17 protein-coding genes are annotated in these 20,755 nt (G+C 72.8%); 13 read left to right on the plus strand and 4 right to left on the minus strand.

The annotated features are described in order from the left end of the window. Positions 1-3 precede the first annotated feature (3 nt). From AB0M63_RS36925 to AB0M63_RS36940, 4 genes are read left to right on the plus strand one after another with little or no spacing between them, the layout of a single operon-like run. Positions 4-984, plus strand: a complete 981-nt coding sequence (locus AB0M63_RS36925; protein WP_366022440.1) for an FAD:protein FMN transferase — start codon at positions 4-6, stop codon at positions 982-984. Continuing rightward, on the plus strand, positions 981-1,562 hold the full coding sequence (locus AB0M63_RS36930) for a ferric reductase-like transmembrane domain-containing protein (protein WP_366022441.1): 582 nt from the start codon (positions 981-983) through the stop codon (positions 1,560-1,562). The genes AB0M63_RS36925 and AB0M63_RS36930 overlap by 4 nt, the downstream gene beginning before the upstream one ends. Then, on the plus strand, positions 1,559-2,779 hold the full coding sequence (locus tag AB0M63_RS36935) for an NADH-ubiquinone oxidoreductase-F iron-sulfur binding region domain-containing protein (RefSeq protein WP_366022442.1): 1,221 nt from the start codon (positions 1,559-1,561) through the stop codon (positions 2,777-2,779). Before AB0M63_RS36930 ends, AB0M63_RS36935 begins: the two co-directional genes overlap by 4 nt. Before the next feature lie 2 nt (positions 2,780-2,781). Further along, entirely contained in the window at positions 2,782-2,982 is a 201-nt protein-coding gene (locus tag AB0M63_RS36940) for a ferredoxin (protein WP_355919480.1), read from the plus strand. Between the two features lie 65 nt (positions 2,983-3,047). Here the strand turns inward: AB0M63_RS36940 and AB0M63_RS36945 are convergent, their stop codons facing one another. The 3 genes from AB0M63_RS36945 to AB0M63_RS36955 are packed head-to-tail and all read right to left on the minus strand — an operon-like array spanning position 3,048 to position 4,984. Next, a complete protein-coding gene (locus AB0M63_RS36945; protein WP_355919483.1) occupies positions 3,048-3,938 on the minus strand; it encodes an aminoglycoside phosphotransferase family protein in 891 nt (296 codons plus the stop codon). Between the two features lie 51 nt (positions 3,939-3,989). Next, positions 3,990-4,457, minus strand: a complete 468-nt coding sequence (locus AB0M63_RS36950) for a ferritin-like domain-containing protein (protein WP_355919486.1) — start codon at positions 4,455-4,457, stop codon at positions 3,990-3,992. Next, positions 4,454-4,984 carry a hypothetical protein gene (locus AB0M63_RS36955; RefSeq protein WP_355919489.1) on the minus strand — a complete coding sequence of 177 codons (531 nt, stop codon included), beginning with the start codon at positions 4,982-4,984 and terminating at the stop codon, positions 4,454-4,456. The genes AB0M63_RS36950 and AB0M63_RS36955 overlap by 4 nt, the downstream gene beginning before the upstream one ends. A 204-nt stretch (positions 4,985-5,188) precedes the next feature. On the opposite strand from AB0M63_RS36955, the gene rimP reads away from it, so the two are divergent. The 9 genes from rimP to AB0M63_RS37000 all read left to right on the plus strand — a co-directional run bounded on the left by rimP (position 5,189) and on the right by AB0M63_RS37000 (position 17,648). After that, complete coding sequence (gene rimP, locus AB0M63_RS36960; RefSeq protein WP_355919492.1) at positions 5,189-5,704, plus strand: ribosome maturation factor RimP; 516 nt, start codon at positions 5,189-5,191, stop codon at positions 5,702-5,704. 2 nt (positions 5,705-5,706) lie between these two features. Then, positions 5,707-6,705 carry a transcription termination factor NusA gene (gene nusA, locus AB0M63_RS36965; protein ID WP_266773091.1) on the plus strand — a complete coding sequence of 333 codons (999 nt, stop codon included), beginning with the start codon at positions 5,707-5,709 and terminating at the stop codon, positions 6,703-6,705. Positions 6,706-6,795: 90 nt separating this feature from the next. Next, positions 6,796-7,074, plus strand: coding sequence for a YlxR family protein (locus AB0M63_RS36970; RefSeq protein ID WP_355919497.1), 279 nt, complete (start codon positions 6,796-6,798; stop codon positions 7,072-7,074). 146 nt (positions 7,075-7,220) lie between these two features. Beyond that, positions 7,221-10,385, plus strand: coding sequence for a translation initiation factor IF-2 (infB, locus tag AB0M63_RS36975; RefSeq protein ID WP_366022443.1), 3,165 nt, complete (start codon positions 7,221-7,223; stop codon positions 10,383-10,385). A 137-nt stretch (positions 10,386-10,522) separates the two neighbouring features. Then, positions 10,523-10,816 carry a DUF503 domain-containing protein gene (locus tag AB0M63_RS36980; RefSeq protein ID WP_019074817.1) on the plus strand — a complete coding sequence of 98 codons (294 nt, stop codon included), beginning with the start codon at positions 10,523-10,525 and terminating at the stop codon, positions 10,814-10,816. A gap of 50 nt (positions 10,817-10,866) precedes the next feature. After that, a complete protein-coding gene (rbfA, locus tag AB0M63_RS36985) occupies positions 10,867-11,313 on the plus strand; it encodes a 30S ribosome-binding factor RbfA (RefSeq protein ID WP_355919503.1) in 447 nt (148 codons plus the stop codon). Further along, on the plus strand, positions 11,310-12,215 hold the full coding sequence (truB, locus tag AB0M63_RS36990; RefSeq protein WP_355919506.1) for a tRNA pseudouridine(55) synthase TruB: 906 nt from the start codon (positions 11,310-11,312) through the stop codon (positions 12,213-12,215). The genes rbfA and truB overlap by 4 nt, the downstream gene beginning before the upstream one ends. A 258-nt stretch (positions 12,216-12,473) precedes the next feature. Further along, positions 12,474-16,547, plus strand: a complete 4,074-nt coding sequence (locus AB0M63_RS36995; RefSeq protein WP_366022444.1) for a hypothetical protein — start codon at positions 12,474-12,476, stop codon at positions 16,545-16,547. Between the two features lie 150 nt (positions 16,548-16,697). After that, positions 16,698-17,648 carry a bifunctional riboflavin kinase/FAD synthetase gene (locus tag AB0M63_RS37000; protein ID WP_355919512.1) on the plus strand — a complete coding sequence of 317 codons (951 nt, stop codon included), beginning with the start codon at positions 16,698-16,700 and terminating at the stop codon, positions 17,646-17,648. Between the two features lie 77 nt (positions 17,649-17,725). Here the strand turns inward: AB0M63_RS37000 and AB0M63_RS37005 are convergent, their stop codons facing one another. Beyond that, entirely contained in the window at positions 17,726-20,539 is a 2,814-nt protein-coding gene (locus AB0M63_RS37005; RefSeq protein ID WP_366022445.1) for an SCO5717 family growth-regulating ATPase, read from the minus strand. Positions 20,540-20,755: the final 216 nt, after the last annotated feature.

Consider the following 20,755-nt stretch of genomic DNA (forward strand, 5'->3'; position numbering starts at 1 on the left):
CTGATGACCACCGCCACCACCGCCCCGCGCACCACGGCCGCCGCCGACTGGCGCGCCCTCGGCACCAGCGTCCGGCTGGTCGTCACCGACCCGGCCCTGCTGGACTCCTGCAACCTGCTCCTCGCCCGGCACCTCGCCGAGGTCGACGCGGCCTGCAGCAGGTTCCGTACCGACTCCGAACTCGCCGCCCTCGACGCGGCTGCCGGCCGCCCGGTCACCGTGAGCCCGCTGCTCGCCGAGGCCCTCGCGGTCGCCCTGCGCGCCGCCGAGGCGACGGACGGCGCGGTCGACCCGACCGTCGGCTCCGCGATGAACGCCATCGGCTACGACCGCGACTTCACCCTCGTCCGCGAGGACGACCGCCCGATCCGGCTCACCGTCAAGCGGGCCCCGGGCTGGCGCACGATCGACCTCGACCGCACGACCGGTACGGTCACCGTCCCGGCCGGCGTCCGCCTCGACCTCGGCGCCACGGCGAAGGCCTGGGCCGCCGACAAGGCGGCGGCGATGCTCGCCGAGGTGGCCGGCTGCGGAGTCCTGGTGAGTCTGGGCGGCGACACGGCCGTGGCGGGGGAGCCCCCGGCCGGCGGCTGGAACATCCGCGTCCAGGACGTCACCGGCTCCGTCGACGAGACGCCCACGCACGGTACGTACGCCACGGTCGGCCTGCGCTCCGGCGGCCTCGCCACCTCGGGCACCGCCGCCCGCACCTGGCGCCGGAGCGGCCATGAGCTGCACCACATCGTCGACCCGCGCACCGGCCTTCCCGTCCGTAGCCCCTGGCGCACGGTCTCGGTCGCCGCCGCGACGAGCGCAGACGCCAACGCGGCGAGTACGGCATCCCTGGTCAAGGGCGCGGGCGCCGAGCGCTGGCTGACCCGCCTCGGCCTGCCCGCCCGCCTGGTCGCCCAGGACGGCACGGTCGTCACGACCCCGGGCTGGCCCACAACTCCCGTGACGAGTCAGGGAGTTGCGGGACGATGACCTCCGAAACCCTCTGGTACGCCAACCGCGCCACCGGAGCCGTCTGCCTCGTCCTGTTCACGGTCGTCGTCCTGCTCGGCATCGCGGTCCGCCTGCGCACCCGGCTCCCCGGCCTGCCCCGCTTCGGCACGGTCACCCTGCACCGCACCCTCTCCCTCTCCGCGACCGCCTTCCTGGCCCTGCACATCGCGGTGGCGGTGGTCGACGGATACGTCAGCATCGGCGTCGTCGACGCGTTCGTGCCGTTCGTCTCCGACTACCAGCCCCTCTGGCTCGGCCTCGGCACGGTCGCCCTCGACCTGATGCTCGCGGTCCTGGTCACCAGCCTCCTCAGGGAACGCATCGGCCACCGCACCTGGCGGGCGGTCCACTGGCTGGCCTACGCCTCCTGGCCGGTCGCCCTGATCCACGGCATCGGCATCGGCACGGACACCGGCACCGACTGGATGACCTGGCTGACCGTGTCCTGCGTGGCCGCCGTGGTCGCCGCCTTCGGCATCCGCCTGGCCCACTCCGCCCGCGCTTCCCGCCGCACCCCGGCAGCCCTGCTCCGCACCGCCGAAGGAGCCCACTCATGACCACCACGACCTTCACCGACGTCTACATGTCCCCCCGCCTCCTGGCCCCCGGCGGCACCGCGGCCGACCTCGCCACCCATGAACTGCGTTACGGCCCACTGTCGTACGGAGACCCCGACGGCCTGCTGAGAACCGTCGCCGAATCCGGCCTCACCGGACGCGGAGGCGCCGCGTTCCCGACCTACCGCAAACTGGTCGCGGTCACCGACGCGAGCCGCCGCACCGGCTGCGCCCCCGTCGTCGTCGCGAACGGCGCCGAGGGCGAACCGGCCAGCCGCAAGGACAAGACCCTCCTGCGCCTCTCACCTCATCTCGTCCTGGACGGGCTCCAGTTGGCGGCCCGGGCGGTCGGCGCGGGGGAGGCGCACCTGGCTGTGGAGGACGGCGCGTCCTACCTGGAATCGGCCCTCGCCCAGCGCAAGGACCCGCTGCCGGTACGCGTCGTACGGCTCCCCAAACGCTTCCTGTCCGGCCAGGCCTCGGCGCTCGCGCAGTACGTCTCCGGGAACGCCCCGCTGCCTCGCGACCAACGCCCGCCGGTCCGCGAACGCGGGGTGAACAAGGCCCCGACACTCGTCCAGAACGTGGAGACCCTGGCCCACCTCGCCCTGGTCGCCCGCTACGGCGCCGACTGGTTCCGCAGCGCGGGCACCCCGGCCCAGCCGGGCAGCACGCTCTGCACCCTGCATGTGCCGGGGCGCGAAGTCCGGGTCGTGGAAGCCCCGTTCGGCCTCCCGCTGCACCGTCTGCTGCCGCTCCAGGGCATGTCGGCGATCCTCGTCGGCGGCTACCACGGCACCTGGATACCGGCCGACCAGGCAGCCCAACGCACGCTCGACGCGGGCGACTTGGGAGCAGGCGTCCTCGCCGCACTCCCAGCCGACCGCTGCGGCCTGGCCGAAACCGCCCGTGTCCTGCGCTACTTGGCCCTCCAGTCGGCCGGCCAGTGCGGCCCCTGCCTCAACGGCCTCCCGCGCATCGCCTCCGCGTTCCGGACCCTGGCCACCCCGGGCCCCCAGGCCGACGCCCGCCAGGACGTGGCCCGTTGGTCGGGCCTGGTCGAGGGCCGGGGCGCCTGCCACCACCCCGACGGCACGGTCCGCCTGGTCCGCAGCGCCCTCACCACCTTCACGGCCGAACTCGACGCCCACGCAAGGGGCTTGTGCACCGCGACCGACCCCACGCCCCTGCTCCCGATCCCGAACGAGGCCCACTGACCATGGACCAGCACATAGACATCGACTGGACGTCCTGCCAGGCCCACGGCCTCTGCGCGGAGATCCTCCCCGACCACATCACCCTGGACGAGTGGGGCTACCCGCTGGTGGACGGCAGCCCCATCCCACCCCGAACGCGCAAGAGGGCCCGCAGAGCAGCGGCGGACTGCCCGGCCCTGGCCTTGAAACTAACGCTCAGGTGATCCCGCTTCATGGGCGCGGGGAACTGCGCGCCCAGCGACAACGAACCCGCACCTAAAAGCGCGCCTTAAAGCCACCCAGCAAATTCCAGCAACAACTCAGCATCCCGAGGCCGCCCAACTCGAAGCGCCCTCACTCCAGACTCAACCGCCCGGAACAACGTCCACCCCCGCAACCGCTCCTGATCCACATCCAACGACTCCGCAAGCCGCTTCACCCGTCGCCGAGTGGTAGACGCCCCCGACGGCGTGGCGATCAGATCCTCCACCCGGTCCCGCACCAACCGAGCCAGGTCAAACGCGCACTCACCCACCACCGGATCCGGCCCCACGGCAAGCCACGGCATCCGCTCAGCGGCCAGCACCTTGCTCTGCCGAAACGTCCCGTGCAGCAACCGCACCTCGGGCGGCGCCGCCAACAATTCCTCCCGGGCATCCAGCGCGGCCGAGACCAGCGAGGCCACCTCCTCCCCGCTGCCCCGCATCGCCTCGGCCTGCCGGCCCGTCCGCTCGGCCACGGTCTCGAACGCGTGATCCCCGGGCGGCTCCACCCACAGCCGCCGCAAGGTCCCCGCCGCCTCCAGCAACGCCTTCGCCTCCGGCAGCGACCGCACCGACACATCCGGATGCAGGCGCTCCAGCACCAGCACACCTTCGGCCGCGAACGGCTCGACGAGCTGGACGGCACCCAGGCCGCCCCAGCGCGCGAGCGCGGCCCGCTCGCTCTCCGGCCGGGCCCGGTGCGGGGCGAGCTTCAGCACCGCCGGGGTTCCGTCGGGCCTGCGCACCAGCACGACCAGGCTGCTGCGCCCACCGGGCGCCTGGACCCGCTCCACGGTCAACTCGCGTAGATCAACGGCCTGTTGGGCCACCTCGGGCAGCTTCTCCAACCAGTCGTCACCGCTCGGTGCCGTCTCACCGAGCGCCCTCACCAGACGCCGCGGCGGTTCGAAAGCCATGCGCGAGTTGTTCCCTTCCTGCGGTACTGCCGTCCTGCGTCCCCGTGCGGATCACGCCGTGGGTGTCGCCGAGGCCGTGGGGGTCGCGGCCCGCTCGGCGAGACCAGGGAAGGGTACGCTCCCGCCGCGCCAGCGCACCGCCCGGACCGCCGCTTCCCGCAGCGCCTCGGCGGCTGTACCGCGCAGCCCGCCCGTCGCGGCCCGCACCAGGTCGGAGTAGACCCCGGCCACCCGTTCCTCCAGGTCGGCGGCGAGCCGTACGGCGGTGGCCGAGTCCGGCACCGGGAACGGCAGCGCGTACGCGGCCGAGGCGGCCACCGGCTTGGCGCCCAGGTCCCGCACCTCGCGCACGAGCGCGTCCCGCCGGGCCCGGTGCGCGTCGTAGGCCGCCTTGGCCTCCGTGCGCCGGCCCTCCCGGATGCGCCCGCCGACCACGCCGTAGCCGTACACCGCCGCGTGCTCGGCGGCGAGCGCGGCCTGCAGCGCGGTCAGCGCCGCCTTCTTCTCCTCGTCGCTCACTTGGTGCCCTCCGTCAGCAGATACGCGTGCGCGGCCCCGGCCGCCGCCACCGAGGCCAGCAGTCGCGCCAGTTCACCGGGCAGGTCGAGCAGCGCCTTGGCCCGCCGGTCGGCGAGGGCCCGCTCGGCCGCGGCGAGCCCGGCGAGGGCGTCGCCCTCGGTCGCGGGCACGGCGGAGGCCGAAACGGACGGCGAGGCGGTGGCCGTGGCGGACGTCGTGGCCGTAGAGCCACTGCTTCCGCCCCCGAAGGCCGTCGCGTGCCGGACGACCTCCGTGCGCAGCGGGTCCAGTCGCGCCGCCAGCGTCGGGTGGGCGGCGAGCACCGCGTCGTAGTGCCCGAGCAGGGTCTCGCTGTCGGAGGCCGCACGCGCGCGTGCGCGCTCGGCGGCCGAGGGGCTGCCCGCGGTGTTCTCGGTGTCGTCGGCGCCGTTGGAGCAGCCCACCAGGAGGGCGGTTCCGGCGGCCGAGGCGAGCAGGCTCCTTCTGCGCGGCCCCGGGAGGGTGCGCGGAGGTGGGGGGAACGGCACGGCAGATCGTCCTCGGGGGGCTCGTACGAACGAAACGGCGGAAGGGCGGCGCGCCCGTGATCACGGTACCCGCGCACCCGCCCGACGGCAGTCACCGGCACCGGTCGGTCCGCAGGTGGGCGGCAACACACTCCGGGACCGGATACCCTTTGAGCTGACACGCGCCCTACCCACAACAGCACACGCGGCCGAGGAGTCACCCGGATGAGCACGACCCAGAGCGAGAGGCTGCGAGAACTGCTGGAACCCCTCGTCAGTTCCCAGGGACTCGATCTCGAAGAGGTCGAAGTGGACTCGGTCGGACGCAAGCGGGTGCTGCGCGTGGTCGTCGACTCCGACACGGGTGCCGATCTGGACCAGATCGCGGATGTGAGCCGTGCGCTCTCCGCGAAGCTCGACGAGACCGACGCGATGGGCGCGGGCGAGTACACCCTTGAGGTCGGGACCCCCGGCGCCGAGCGCGAGCTCACCGAACACCGGCACTACGTACGCGCCACCGACCGGCTGGTGAGGTTCCAGCTGGCCGAGAGCGGCGAGCTGGTCGCCCGCATCATCGAGGTGGACGACGACGGCATCGACGTGGAGGTGCCCGGCGTGAAGGGGCGCAAGCCGACCGCCAAGCGGCTCGCCCTCGCGGATGTCGTCAAGGCCCGCGTCCAGGTCGAGTTCAACCGTAAGAACAAGAACGAAGAGACCGCCGAGAACACAGAGGAGGCGTAGCCGTGGACATCGACATGAGCGCCCTGCGGGGTCTGGTGCGGGAGAAGGAGATCTCCTTCAGCCTGTTGGTCGAGGCGATCGAGTCGGCCCTCCTCATCGCCTACCACCGCACCGAGGGAAGCCGCCGCCACGCGCGCGTGGAGCTCAACCGGGAGACCGGCCACGTGACGGTGTGGGCGAAGGAGGACCCCGAGGACCTGGAGGAGGGGCAGGAGGCGCGCGAGTTCGACGACACCCCGTCCGACTTCGGGCGGATCGCCGCCACCACCGCCAAGCAGGTCATCCTGCAGCGGCTGCGCGACGCCGAGGACGACGCGACGCTCGGCGAGTACGCGGGCCGTGAGGGCGACATCGTCACCGGTGTGGTCCAGCAGGGCCGCGACCCGAAGAACGTGCTCGTCGACATCGGCAAGCTGGAGGCCATCCTGCCGGTGCAGGAGCAGGTCCCCGGGGAGACCTACCCGCACGGGATGCGCCTTCGGTCGTACGTCGTCCGGGTCGCGAAGGGTGTGCGCGGTCCGTCCGTGACGCTCTCCCGTACGCATCCCAATCTGGTGAAGAAGCTGTTCGCCATGGAGGTGCCGGAGATCGCCGACGGGTCGGTGGAGATCGCCGCCATCGCCCGCGAGGCCGGCCACCGTACGAAGATCGCCGTCCGGTCCACCCGCAGCGGCCTGAACGCCAAGGGCGCCTGCATCGGCCCGATGGGCGGCCGGGTGCGCGCGGTGATGGGCGAGCTGAACGGCGAGAAGATCGACATCGTCGACTGGTCGGACGACCCGGCCGACATGGTCGCCAACGCGCTGTCCCCGGCGCGGGTCTCCAGGGTCGAGGTGGTGGACCTCGCGGCCCGCTCCGCGCGGGTGACGGTGCCGGACTACCAGCTCTCGCTGGCGATCGGCAAGGAAGGGCAGAATGCCCGGCTTGCGGCCCGCCTGACCGGCTGGCGGATCGACATCCGTCCGGACACCGAACAGCCGTCCGACCAGCCAGGGGAATAGATCTCAGCCGCCCGTGGCTTAGATCACGACAACAACCGTTCGATTCTTCCCCCGCAGGGGTGAGGTCGGTGCGGGGAGGTAGACTTAGCAGTGTCTGGCCGGACGCGAGCCCGCGCATGCCCTGAACGCACCTGTGTGGGGTGCCGGGAGCGAGCGGCCAAGAAGGAACTGCTGCGGATCGTGGCGGTCGAGGGCGAATGCGTCCCCGATCATCGCGGTACGCTGCCCGGCCGGGGTGCATATCTGCATCCCGCCCTGGTCTGTCTCGACCTGGCGGTACGCCGCCGGGCGTTCCCGCGGGCGCTGCGTGCCCAGGGACCGCTCGACACAAAGGCGTTGCGTCTCCACGTCGAGCAGGCAACACAGTAAGAGCGAGTCGTACGGAACCTCCGTGCGGCCCGGTATTCCGCGAGTTGGAAGTAGGTCGAGATTGCGATGAGCACTCGATGAGCACGCGATGAGTACGCCCATGAAGTAGCGACGGTCCGGACGCACCCGGACCTAAAAGGAGCGAAGTGGCTAAGGTCCGGGTATACGAACTCGCCAAGGAGTTCGGGGTGGAGAGCAAGGTCGTCATGGCCAAGCTCCAAGAACTCGGTGAATTCGTCCGTTCGGCGTCCTCGACGATCGAGGCGCCCGTTGTACGCAAGCTGACAGACGCCCTCCAGCAGGGCAGCGGAGGCGGCAAGCCCGCCCCCGCACGCAAGGCTGCCCCGGCACGGCCGGCAGCCCCCTCTTCCGCGCAGGCCGCCCGTCCGGGTCCGGCCGCCCCGCGCCCGCCGGCCCCGAAGCCGGCCGTCGCCGAGAGCTCCGCCGCGGCTCCCGCCGCACCGGCCGCTCCGGCCTCCACCGGTGGTCCCCGTCCGGGCCCGAGGCCCGCGCCGCGGCCCGCCCCGGCCTCGCCGGCGCCGACCGCGCCCGAGTTCACCGCACCTCCGGCGGCCCCCGCCGCCCCTGCCTCCAACGGTTCCACCGGCGGCTCCGGCCCCCGTCCGGGCGCCCCGCGTCCGGCGAGCCAGGCTCCGCGTCCCGGTGCTCGTCCGGCCGGTCCCGGCCAGGGCGGCCAGGGTCGCGGCGACCGCCCCGAGCGTGGCGGCGAACGTCCCGGCGCACCCCGCCCGGGCGGCCAGGGCGCACGCCCCGGTGCCCGTCCGGCCGGTCCCCGTCCGGGCAACAACCCCTTCACCTCCGGCGGCTCCACCGGCATGGCGCGCCCCTCGGCGCCCCGTCCCGGCGGTGCCCCGCGTCCGGGCGGCGACCGCCCGGGTGGTGCCCCCGGCGGCGCTCCGCGTCCGCAGGGTGCCGGTCAGGGCGGTCCCCGTCCCCAGGGCGCTTCGGGCGGTGCCCGTCCCGGTGCTCCGGGCGGCGCGCGTCCCACCCCGGGCGGCATGCCCCGCCCGCAGGGCGGCGCTCCGCGTCCGGGCGGTGGCCCCGGTGGCAACCGTCCCAACCCCGGCATGATGCCGCAGCGTCCCGCTGCCGGTAGCCCCCGTCCCGGTGGCGGCCCCGGTGGCCGTGGTCCCGGTGGTGGCGGCGGTCGTCCCGGCGGTCCCGGTGGCGGCGGCGGTCGTCCCGGTGGCGGCGGCGGCTTCGCCGGTCGTCCCGGTGGCGGCGGTGGCGGTTTCGCCGGTCGTCCCGCGGGTCCCGGTGGCGGTGGCGGCGGTTTCGCCGGCCGTCCGGGTGCTCCCGCCGGTGGTGGCGGTGGCCGTCCCGGCTTCGGTGGTCGTCCCGGTGGTCCGGGTGGCCGTGGTGGCACACAGGGCGCCTTCGGTCGTCCCGGTGGTCCCGCGCGTCGCGGTCGCAAGTCGAAGCGGCAGAGGCGCCAGGAGTACGAGGCCATGCAGGCCCCGTCGGTCGGCGGTGTGATGCTGCCTCGTGGCAACGGACAGTCCGTCCGTCTGTCGCGCGGTGCCTCGCTCACCGACTTCGCCGAGAAGATCAACGCCAACCCGGCGTCGCTCGTCGGCGTGATGATGAACCTCGGCGAGATGGTCACTGCCACGCAGTCCGTCTCCGACGAGACGCTGAAGCTCCTCGCGGACGAGATGAACTTCGTCCTGGAGATCGTCAGCCCGGAGGAGGAGGACCGCGAGCTGCTCGAGTCCTTCGACATCGAGTTCGGCGAGGACGAGGGTGGCGAGGAGTTCCTCGTCGCGCGTCCGCCGGTCGTGACCGTCATGGGTCACGTCGACCACGGTAAGACCCGACTGCTGGACACCATCCGCAAGACGAACGTCGTCGCGGGCGAGGCCGGCGGTATCACGCAGCACATCGGTGCGTACCAGGTCGCGACCGAGGTCAACGGCGAAGAGCGTCGCATCACCTTCATCGACACCCCGGGTCACGAGGCGTTCACGGCCATGCGTGCCCGCGGTGCCAAGTCGACCGACATCGCGATCCTCGTGGTGGCGGCCAACGACGGTGTGATGCCCCAGACGATCGAGGCGTTGAACCACGCCAAGGCGGCCGACGTGCCGATCGTGGTCGCGGTCAACAAGATCGACGTCGAGGGCGCCGACCCGACCAAGGTGCGCGGTCAGCTCACCGAGTTCGGTCTGGTGGCCGAGGAGTACGGCGGCGACACGATGTTCGTCGACATCTCCGCCAAGCAGGGTCTGAACATCGACTCCCTGCTGGAGGCCGTGGTCCTGACCGCGGACGCCTCGCTCGACCTGCGGGCCAACCCGGAGCAGGACGCGCAGGGCATCGCGATCGAGTCCCACCTCGACCGCGGCCGCGGCGCCGTCGCGACCGTCCTGGTCCAGCGCGGCACCCTGCGGGTCGGCGACACCATGGTGGTCGGCGACGCCTACGGCCGTGTCCGCGCGATGCTCGACGACAAGGGCGACAACGTGGAGGAGGCGGGTCCCTCGACCCCGGTCCTCGTCCTCGGACTCACCAACGTCCCGGGCGCCGGCGACAACTTCCTCGTCGTCGACGAGGACCGCACGGCCCGTCAGATCGCCGAGAAGCGCGCGGCGCGCGAGCGCAACGCCAACTTCGCCCGGCGTGGAGTCCGGTTCTCCCTGGAGAACCTGGACGAGGCCCTCAAGGCCGGTCTGGTGCAGGAACTCAACCTCATCATCAAGGGCGACGCGTCCGGTTCGGTGGAGGCTCTCGAGTCCTCGCTGCTCCAGCTCGACGTCGGCGAAGAGGTCGACATCCGCGTCCTGCACCGCGGCGTGGGTGCGGTCACCGAGTCGGACATCGACCTGGCGACCGGCTCCGACGCGATCGTCATCGGCTTCAACGTCCGCGCAGCGGGCCGAGCGGCGCAGATGGCGGAGCGCGAGGGCGTCGACGTCCGGTACTACTCGGTGATCTACCAGGCCATCGAGGAGATCGAGGCGGCCCTCAAGGGCATGCTCAAGCCGGAGTACGAGGAGGTCGAGCTCGGCACGGCGGAGATCCGCGAGGTCTTCAAGTCGTCCAAGCTGGGCAACATCGCCGGTGTCCTGGTCCGCTCGGGCGAGGTCAAGCGCAACACCAAGGCGCGCCTCGTCCGCGACGGCAAGGTCATCGCGGAGAGCCTCAACATCTCCGGTCTGCGTCGCTTCAAGGACGACGTCACCGAGATCCGCGAAGGGTTCGAGGGCGGTATCAACCTCGGCAACTTCAACGACATCAAGGTCGACGACGTCATCGCGACGTACGAGATGCGCGAGAAGCCGCGCGGCTGATCGTCACAGCACGCGATCGGGGCCGGTCGGCGGAGAGGAATTTCCGTCGATCGGCCCCGGCCGTTGCGTGTACGGTTCCTGTATCGGCGTCCAAGACCGGCGCCCATACCCCGAACCGGCGGGACATCCGGACACACATGTATGTGGGGACTCTGTCCTTCGACCTGCTCCTCGGCGACGTCCACTCGCTGAAGGAGAAACGCTCTCTCGTCCGTCCGATCGTGGCCGAACTCCAGCGCAAGTACGCGGTGAGCGCGGCCGAGACGGGCAGTCAGGACCTCCATCGCAGGGCCGAGATCGGGCTCGCGGTGGTCTCCGGGGACACGGGACACCTCACCGACGTACTGGACCGCTGCGAGCGACTCGTCGCCGGGCGCCCCGAGGTGGAACTGCTCTCGGTTCGACGCAGACTCCACAGCGACGAAGACTGAAGCAAGCAGCACGAAGCAGTAGTTGAAGCAGTTATTAAGGAGACGGACCAGTGGCCGACAACGCGCGTGCCAAGAGGCTGGCGGACCTCATCCGAGAGGTGGTGGCCCAGAAGCTGCAGCGCGGGATCAAGGACCCGCGGCTCGGCACCCACGTCACCATCACGGACACCCGCGTCACGGGTGACCTGCGGGAGGCGACCGTCTTCTACACGGTCTACGGCGACGACGAGCAGCGGGCCGAGGCGGCCGCCGGTCTGGAGAGCGCCAAGGGCATCCTGCGCTCCGCGGTGGGCGCGGCGGCCGGCGTGAAGTTCACCCCGACCCTCACCTTCGTCGCGGACGCCCTGCCGGACACCGCCAAGACCATCGAGGACCTCCTCGACAAGGCACGGCAGTCCGACGAGAAGGTCCGTGAGGTCTCGGCGGGCGCCGCCTACGCGGGCGACGCGGACCCGTACAAGAAGCCCGGCGAGGACGAGGACGACACCGCCGAATGACCGAGAAAACCCGGACGCCCGACGGCCTTGTCATCGTCGACAAGCCGTCGGGCTTCACCTCGCACGACGTGGTCGCCAAGATGCGCGGCATCGCCCGCACCCGCCGCGTCGGGCACGCCGGCACCCTCGACCCGATGGCGACGGGCGTGCTCGTCCTCGGTGTCGAGAAGGCGACAAAGCTCCTGGGGCATCTCGCCCTCACGGAGAAGGAGTACCTGGGCACGATCCGCCTGGGCCAGAGCACCCTGACCGACGACGCCGAGGGCGAGATCACGGGGTCGTCAGACGCCTCGAAGGTCACCCGGGACGCCGTCGACGCCGGGATCGCCAAGCTCAGCGGCGAGATCATGCAGGTGCCGTCCAAGGTCAGCGCCATCAAGATCGACGGCGTGCGCTCCTACAAACGGGCCCGCGACGGCGAGGACTTCGAGATCCCGGCCCGCCCCGTCACCATCTCCGCCTTCGCCGTCCACGACATCCGGGACGCCGTCGCCGAGGACGGCACCCCCGTCCTGGACCTGGTGGTCTCGGTGGTCTGCTCGTCCGGCACCTACATCCGGGCGCTCGCCCGCGACCTGGGCGCCGACCTCGGCGTAGGGGGCCACCTCACCGCCCTGCGCCGCACCCGCGTCGGCCCGTACAAGCTGGACACCGCGAAGACCCTGGACCAGCTTCAGCAGGAGCTGACCGTGATGCCGATCGCCGAGGCCGCGGACGCCGCGTTCCCGCGCTGGTCCGTCGACGACCGGCGGGCGAGGCTGCTGCTCAACGGAGTCCGCCTGGACATCCCCGAGGAGTACACGGGCGTCGGCGCGGTCGGCGTCTTCGACCCGGAGGGCCGCTTCCTGGCCCTGGTGGAGGAGCAGAAGGGCAAGGCGAAGAGCCTCGCCGTCTTCGCGTGACATAACTCCTGGGGGGACCCAAGTCCCGCCCGTGGAGCGGCGGTCACGGGGTCTACGTTCCCGCCGCTCCACGGTCCCCCCTCGGTTCCCCCACCCCTAGGGTGTATCCAACCCTCCGCTTCTATTCACCCGCCTGGGCAGGCGCTCGGAGTGAACCGAGGGAGCGGAAGGGGGCGCGTTCATCACGCGATCTGTCCCGCCGATCACGCCACGCCTACCGTCGAACACAGGGCAGGTGTACGGCGTGGAGGTTCGACCATGGCGGGACGTGGCCCGCGGACGGGCGGTGGCCGTCGTACGCGGGAAGAGCGAGCGGCACAGGGCGCCGAGCCCGCTGCCGGTGACGCCTCACTGGTACACATCCGCGACCTGGCAGGCCGCCCACGCGGCACCGGATTCGTCGCCGACCACCACGGCACGGTGATCACCAGCCACGAAGCGGTCGACGGACTGCCCCGGCTCGTACTGCACGCCGCCGACGACCGCACCTGCCTCGTGACCGCCGACGCGGTGACCCCGCTGCCCGACCTCGACCTGGCCCTCGTCCGCACCGAGGGCCTGGGCGTCGACCCGCTGCCCGTCACCGTGCGGTCCCGCGTCGAGACCGGCACATACGTCCGCATCGCCGCGGGTTGCTGGCGCGAGGCCCGAGTCCTGGGCGCGACCCCCGTCACCTACACGGCCACCGACCGCTTCCATCTCCTCGACGACGCCGTGGAGTTGGCGATCGGCACGGCGGGCCGGGACGCGCTGCGGCTCGGCGGCGGAGCGGCCGGCGGTCCGGTCCTGGACGCCACGACCGGCGCGGTGGTCGGCGTCCTCGGCACCGCACTGCGATCCGGCCAGCGGGACACGGGATTCGCGGTCCCCCTGCGCTCGACCGAGGCCGACGGACCCCTGGCCGAACTCCTGGCCCGCAACGCGGCGACCGTGCCCGCGTACGGCGCCGACCTCAATCTGGCGGGTGTGCTGGAACTGACGGCCACGTCGGTGGGATCGGACGGGCCCCCGGGGGCACTCGCGGGCTGCTTCGGCCCCAGCCGCGACGGCTCATACGTGCCGACGCCCGTCGAACGGCCGTCGGTGGCAAGGGAGTTCGCCGCGTTCGAGGCGGGCCCGGCCGCCGTACTCGGCCTCGTCGGACCCCCGGGCAGCGGCCGTACGACGGAACTCGCCGCGCTCGCCGCCCGGCGCAACGGAGGCGCGGAACCGGCACCCACGCTGTGGCTGCGCGGCGCGGACCTGCGGGACGACGACCGCTCGGTGGCGGACGCGGCCCGCAGGACGCTGGACCGGGCGGCCCGCATCCTGGCCGCCTCCGCCGCCCTTCCGCACGGCCTCGGCGACATGAGCCCAGAACGGCTGGCCCGCGCCGCCCGCGCCGCCGGCCGGCCCTTGCTGCTACTGCTCGACGGTCCCGAGGAGATGCCACCGGTGCTGGCTCATCGGCGGGGTGAGTGGACTCGGGGGACGGGGGAGTGGTTGCGGGGGAGCGGGGCGCGGTTGGTGGTGGGGTGTCGGGCTGAGTACTGGGAAGGGGCGGGGTTTCCGCGGGAGTTGCTGTACGCCGGGTTTGCTTCGGGGGTGGTTGGGCGGGGTGGGGCTGGTCCGGGCCGCTCGGGCGTGGTTGGGGGTGATGCGGCTGGTTCGGTCCGCTCTGGGGTGCCTGGGGGTGATGCGGCTGGCCCGGGCCGCTCTGGAGGGGTTGGGGACGGCGGGTCTGGTTCGGTTCCCTTCGGGGTGGCTGCGGTTGACGGGGTTGGTCAGGCTTCCTTCGGGGCGTCCACAGGTGACGGGGCTGGGCCGGCCCGTTCCGGGGTGGCTCAGGGCGGCGGGGCTGGTCGGGTCGGCTCCGGGGCGCTTGCGGCGGATGAGGCTGGTCCGGGTCCTTCCGGGGCGCTTGCGGGTGACGGGACCAGTCCGGTCCAAGCCGGGGTGCTTGCGGCTGACGAGGCTGGTCCCGTTCCTTCTGGGGCGCGTGCGGTTGGCTGGTCTGGTCGGGTTGTCTCCGGGGCGGCTGCGGGGAACGAGGTTTGTCCGGGCCCTTGCGGGGTGCCGGTGGCCGGCAGGGCTGGTCCCGTTCCCTCCGGGGCGCCCGTGCCTGCCGACGCCGGTCCGCGTTTTTCAGCCCGTCCGGCGTTTGAGGACGAGGCCGTTCAGGCCGAAGGGGGGTCTGGGGGCGCAGCCCCCGGGGCGGTGCTTCCGGCCTGCGTTCACCTCGGTGACCTGGGCTCGGATGAAGCCCGCCTGGCCCGCGCCGCCTACCGCATCCCGGAGGGCGTCCTCGCCGAAGCCGACGCCCGTCACCCCCTCGCTCTCCGCCTCCTCTCCGAGGTGCTCGCCGCGCTGCCCGCGGCACCCGGTGCCCAACTCCACCGTGACGACGTGTTCTCGGCCTACCTCGACCTCATGTGCCTCCGCGTCGCCGTGCGCCTCGCCGCCGAGAACGGGCTGCGCGGCACCGCCGTACGACGGCTTGCCGCCAGGGTGGCCGGGCAGGTGCACGAGGCGGCGCGGCGTAGTCTCGGGCCGGGGCAGGGGGAGTTGGACCGGGAGTCGTTCGAGGCGGTGTTCCCGTGGGGGCCCGCGCCCGCGAGGCTCGGCGGTGGTACCGGGTGGGCGTCCGCCGTCCTCACCGAGGGCCTCCTCGTGCCGGCCGGCACCGGATACCGCTTTGCCCACGAGGAGTTGGCCGACTGGATCCAGGGCACGCACCTCGACCTCGACGAGGCCCTGCGCGCCCTGGTGCACCGGCCCAGCACCCGACAGGCCGGCCACCCCCTCCCCGTACCGCACCACCGCATCGGCCCCGTCGTACAGGCTCTGCTCCTCCTGGCCACCCCGCAACTCGCCCTCCGGCTGGCTGAGTTGGTGGACGCCCTGGACGCCGATCCGCACTCCTGGTGGGCCGCGCGGCTGCTCGCCGAGGTGCTGTCGCGGGTGCCCGACGCGACGCCGTACGGCGGAACGCTGCGGCTGCTGGCCGACCAGTTGGTGGCACGGAGGCGGCAACAGGACGCCGTACCAAGCGAGTTCGGGCCGGACTTCTGGGCCTCACTGCGTCTGCCGGAGGCCGAGCGCTTCGAGCTGCTGCGGCGGCTCGTTCTCGCCGACAGCCCCCCGCAGGACAGCACCGGACCTCGATTCCTGGACACCGCCGCCGAGTTGCTCGCCGCCGCCCCCGCCGCCGTACAGCCGCTGCTCACCCGGTGGTTCGACGACGAGCGGCCGTTGCCCGCCACCCCGCACGCGACCGTGGCGACGGCCGCGCAGGCGTTGCTGCACACGCATCGGCGGCGGGCGCTCGACGACTTGACGGAGGTGCTCGTCGGCTGTGCGCACGGGCGGGCCGACGAACTCCTCGCGGTACTGGCCGAGGAGGAGCCGTCGGCGGTGTGCCGGGCCGTGGACCGGTGGGCGCACGACGAGCGGCCGGCCCGGCGGGTGGCGGCGGTGGCGTACGGACTGCGGGCCGCCCCGCACGTGCGGACCGAGGCCGACCGTGAACTCCTGCGCTACGCGGCCCAGTTCCTCCTGTCCCGCCCCGCCGACCGCTCCCTGCACGGCGGCGCGCTCGCCCTCCTCGTCCGCGATCCGCGCACCCGCGCCCGCCATCTCCCGCAGGCGCTGAGCCACTTCGCGTCCGGCGACCCGCAGTTCCCGCCGAGCGCGCTGGCCGCCGCGCTGACCACCCACCCCGAGCCGGTCCTCGAAGCCTTTCGCGCCCGGCTGCACGGACCGTACGCGGGCGAGGCGGTCCGCACCCTCGCCGACGTCACCACCCCGGCACTGGCCCGCCGGGCCGCCGCTCTGGTGCGCGAGACCGTCGTACGGTGGCCGGAGACGGCCGCACACCTCGGTGTCTACGTCGACCGCCGCCTCGACCACGGCCCCACCGCCCGGTCCGTCCTCCTCCCTCTGGTCACCGGCTTCCTGGACGGCGGCCCGGAGCCGGTCAGGACCGCCCTCGCGGTCGTGCTCGCCACCCCCGGCACCCCGGCCTCCCGCCCCCTGCGCCGCGAACTCCTGGAGTTCCTGCTCGCGCACGAGCACGACCCCGCCGTACTCGACGCCCTGCTGCACGCGGCCGGCCGGCGGGACGACGACGAGATCCGCGACCTCGTCCACCGGACCGGCCGGCTGCTCGTCCGCACCCCCGCCGGCGCGACCCGTTTCGACCGCGGGCTCGTCGACCTGGGCCGCGAGGTGCCCGGCTTCGCCACGCTGATGGCCCGCTGGCTGGCCGACACCCCGGAGGACTGGGCCGCGGTGGTCGGGCCCAGCACCCGGCGCATGATCGAGAACCTGGCCGGGGTGGGAGTTCCGGCATAGCCGTCTTCGTACGTGCGCCCGGTCACAGCCTTCAGGCCGATGCGGGCCGCGAGCCCCCGGCATGGCACCCTTAGACCTGCGCAAGAGGTCAATGACACAGGTCTACATCAGGTCTATATACGGACACGGGTTCGATGAGGAGCGGTCACAGTGCAGCGCTGGCGTGGCTTGGAGGACATCCCTGAGGACTGGGGGCGCAGCGTCGTCACCATCGGTTCTTACGACGGGGTCCACCGCGGACACCAGCTGATCATCCGGCACGCCGTGGAACGCGCGCGCGAGCTGGGCGTTCCCTCCGTCGTCGTCACCTTCGACCCGCACCCCAGCGAGGTCGTGCGCCCCGGCAGCCACCCCCCGCTGCTCGCCCCGCACCACCGCCGTGCCGAACTGATGGCCGACCTCGGGGTCGACGCGGTCCTGATCCTGCCCTTCACCAAGGAGTTCTCGAAGCTGTCCCCGGCGGACTTCGTGGTCAAGGTCCTGGTGGACAAACTGCACGCGAAAGCGGTCGTCGAGGGCCCGAACTTCCGCTTCGGCCACAAGGCCGCCGGCAATGTGGCCTTCCTGATCGAGCAGGGCAGGACATACGACTTCGAGGTAGAGGTGGTGGATCTTTACGTGAGCGGTGCGGCGGGCGGCGGCGAGCCCTTCTCCTCCACACTGACGCGGCGCCTGGTCGCCGAGGGCGATGTCGAGGGCGCCCGCGAGATCCTCGGCCGCCCGCACCGGGTCGAGGGTGTCGTGGTGCGCGGCGCCCAGCGCGGTCGTGAACTGGGCTTCCCGACGGCCAACGTCGAGACCCTGCCCCACACCGCGATCCCGGCGGACGGCGTCTACGCCGGTTACCTCCACGCCCAGGGCGAGGCCATGCCGGCCGCGATCTCCGTCGGCACGAACCCACAGTTCGACGGCACCGAGCGCACGGTCGAGGCGTACGCCATCGACCGCGTCGGCCTCGACCTCTACGGCCTGCACGTCGCCGTGGACTTCCTCGCGTTCGTGCGCGGGCAGGCGAAGTTCGAGTCGCTGGAGGGCCTGCTGGAGCAGATGGCCCAGGACGTGAAGCGGTGCCGTGAGTTGATCTCGGCGGACGCGGAGTAGCTTCTTTCGCTCCTACGACGCCGAAGGGCGGCCGGTGCCTGTGAGCACCGGCCGCCCTTCGCGTTGTTCGGGTGGCGTTACTGCTGAGGGGGTTGCGGGGGAGCGGGCGGGGGCGGAGGTGAGGCCTGGCCGCCGGGGTGCTGCAGGTACGGCTGCTGGCCGTAGAGCTGGGGTGGCGGGGGCTGCTGCGGGTAGGGGCCGGGCTGGGGCTGGGCCGGGTACGGCTGGCCGGGGGGCGTCTGCTGGCCCGGGTACTGCTGGGGAGCCGGGTACTGCTGCTGTCCCGGGTATCCCTGCTGGCCCGGCATCGGCGGGGCGGCCACCGGCGGGGGGTTGCCGTCGCTCGTCCACAGGCCGTGCATCTGCTGGTGGCGGACGAAGTCCTCGGCGACCAGGGCCGCGAGATTGAAGTACGACTCCCGGACCTTGGGCCGCATCATGTCGAGGTCGACCTCCGCGCCGGCGGCGAGATGCTCGTCGAACGGCACGACCACGACACCCCGGCAACGCGTCTCGAAGTGGCTGACGATGTCCTCCACCTTGATCGTCTTGCCGGTCTCGCGCACACCCGAGATGACCGTGAGCGAGCGCGAGACGAGGTCCGCGTACCCATGCGCTGACAGCCAGTCCAGCGTCGTACTCGCGCTGCTCGCACCGTCCACGGACGGCGTCGAGATGATGATGAGCTGGTCGGCGAGGTCCAGCACCCCGCGCATGGCGCTGTAGAGCAGACCGGTGCCGGAGTCGGTGAGGATGATCGGGTACTGGTTGCCCAGCACGTCGATCGCGCGGCGATAGTCCTCGTCGTTGAACGTGGTCGAGACGGCCGGGTCGACGTCGTTGGCGATGATCTCCAGACCGGAGGGCGCCTGGGACGTGAACCGGCGGATGTCCATGTACGAGTTGAGGTACGGGATCGCCTGGACCAGGTCGCGGATGGTGGCGCCGGTCTCGCGGCGCACCCGGCGGCCGAGCGTGCCGGCGTCCGGGTTGGCGTCGATCGCGAGGATCTTGTCCTGGCGCTCGGTGGCGAGGGTGGAGCCGAGCGCGGTGGTGGTCGTCGTCTTGCCGACACCGCCCTTGAGGCTGATGACCGCGATCCGGTAGCAGGACAGCACCGGCGTACGGATCAGCTGCAACTTCCGCTGCCGCTCGGCCTCTTCCTTCTTGCCGCCGAGCTTGAACCGCGAGGGCGCGACACCCGGCCGCCCGCTCTTCGCCTTCTGCCTCTTGTTGTTGAGCAGCCGGTCCGACGACAGCTCCACGGCGGCGGTGTAACCCAGCGGCGCGGCACCGGGGTTGGTCGGCTGCCGCTGATCGTGCTGTATGGGCTGGGGCCAGGCGGCGCCGGTGCGGGGGTCTACCGGGGGTTGCGGGTGAGGGGGCTGAGCCGCGTCGGGCTGGGGCTGGTGCTGCGGGTTGGCCTGGAACTCCGGCTGCGACTGCTGAGGGAAGCCGGGGCGGCCGTCCGCGGCGACCGGGGGCGGGCCCTGCGGGGGCACGCTGGGCGCGTCGGCCTGGGGGGCGGCGGCGGGCGGGTAGGCGTAGCCACCCTGCGGGTTGGACGGGGGGACCGGCTGGCCCTGTTGTGCGGGGGGCGGCGGGTAGGCGTAGCCGCCCTGCTGGTTGGGCGGGGGGACCGGCTGGCTTTGTTGTGCGGGTGCCGGGGGGTAGGCGTAGCCGCCTTGGGCGTTCGGGGCGGGCGGTTGCGGATAGGCGTAGCCGCTCTGGGGCGGGGCCGGTGTGGGCGGGGCGGTCCAGGCGGCCGGGGCCGGTTGTGGTGCCTGTGGCTGGAACGGGGGCTGCTGCTGGGGCGGCAACGGCGGCTGGGCCGGGGGCGCGACGGGCGGCTGGGGTGCGGCGGCGTTCGCCGGCTCGGGCTGCGGCTGAGCCTGGGGGTGGGGCTGGGCCGGCCACTGGTCGGCCGGTGCCGGGGCGGCTGGCTGGTAGGACGGCGGCAGCGGCGGGACCCCGCTCTGCGGGGCCGGCGGGGGAGTCCAGGCCGGCGGAACGGCCTGGACGTCGGCGGGGGCGCCCGTCTCCGGATCGGCTCCCTGGGGGGAGTCGTCCTCGGGCGAGGGGGTGGTCGTGGATGTGGGCGTCGTAGCGTCGATGTTGTTCGGCTCGTCCGCCGGGGCGTTGGCCGAGTCGTCGGCGGGCTCGTCCGCGCTCTCGTCGCCCGTGGAGTCCGACGGGTCCGCCGTGTCTGCGTGGGCGACCGCGCCGTCCTCGCCTTCAGCGCTCGGCTCGGTGGCGTCGGTGCCTTCGGTGTCGCCGTTCTCCGGTGCTTCGTCATCAGCCGGAATCAAAGCGTCTGGCGCCTCGCCTTCGAACTCCCGCTCCCCGGAGCCCGGTTCCGAGTCACCGGCAGCCGCGCCTCCGGCACCATCGGCGCCTTCGACGGAACCTTCGTCGCCCATGGAAGCCTCGGCTGGGGCTGGGGCTGGGGCTGGGGCTGGGGCTGGGGCTGGGGCCGGAGCGGTCGGAGTCTCGGGGGGCTCCTGCTCGGACGTGGCGTCCGTCGCCGCGCCCCGCTCCGCGATCTCCCGCTTCAGCGCGGCGGAGGAGATCCGCATGGTCGCGCCGCTCACGAGGTCGCCGCTCTCGGGGTCCTCGTCGTCTGGAACCGCCGCCGAGGGCGCCCAGCCGGCGTTGTCGGGCGGTGCCGGCACCGGGAACGGCGGAGGCGGCGGCGGCGTGGCCGTACCGCTCGCCGGAGTCGGCGTCGGGGACGCCTGCGCGGAGGCGCCCGACGAGTTCTGCGTGTACCAGGCCGGCGGCGCGTAGTCGATCGTGAACTCGCCCGTCATCTCGATGGCGGACTCGTCGTCGGGCTGGTCATCGCCGGGTGTGGCCCAGCCCCCGCGGATCCCGTCCCGATCGCTGCTCACAATTCCTCCTGGTGTGGTCGAGCACCCTCATGCTCATGCCGTGCTGGGGCGACCCTTCGCAACATCCGATATGCCGGGTTGTCCCCCCGGAGCCCCTGGGCCACGCACCACCCGCTCGCGGATACTCGTGACGTGCCCAGTCCCAGCCTAATCACGAAAACCGTGGACTCGGCAGGGCCGCCCACCCCTTCGTGCACCACCACACAACCGAGACCG

The sequence above is a fragment of the Streptomyces sp. NPDC051576 genome, assembly GCF_040681835.1.
GTDB lineage: Bacteria > Actinomycetota > Actinomycetes > Streptomycetales > Streptomycetaceae > Streptomyces.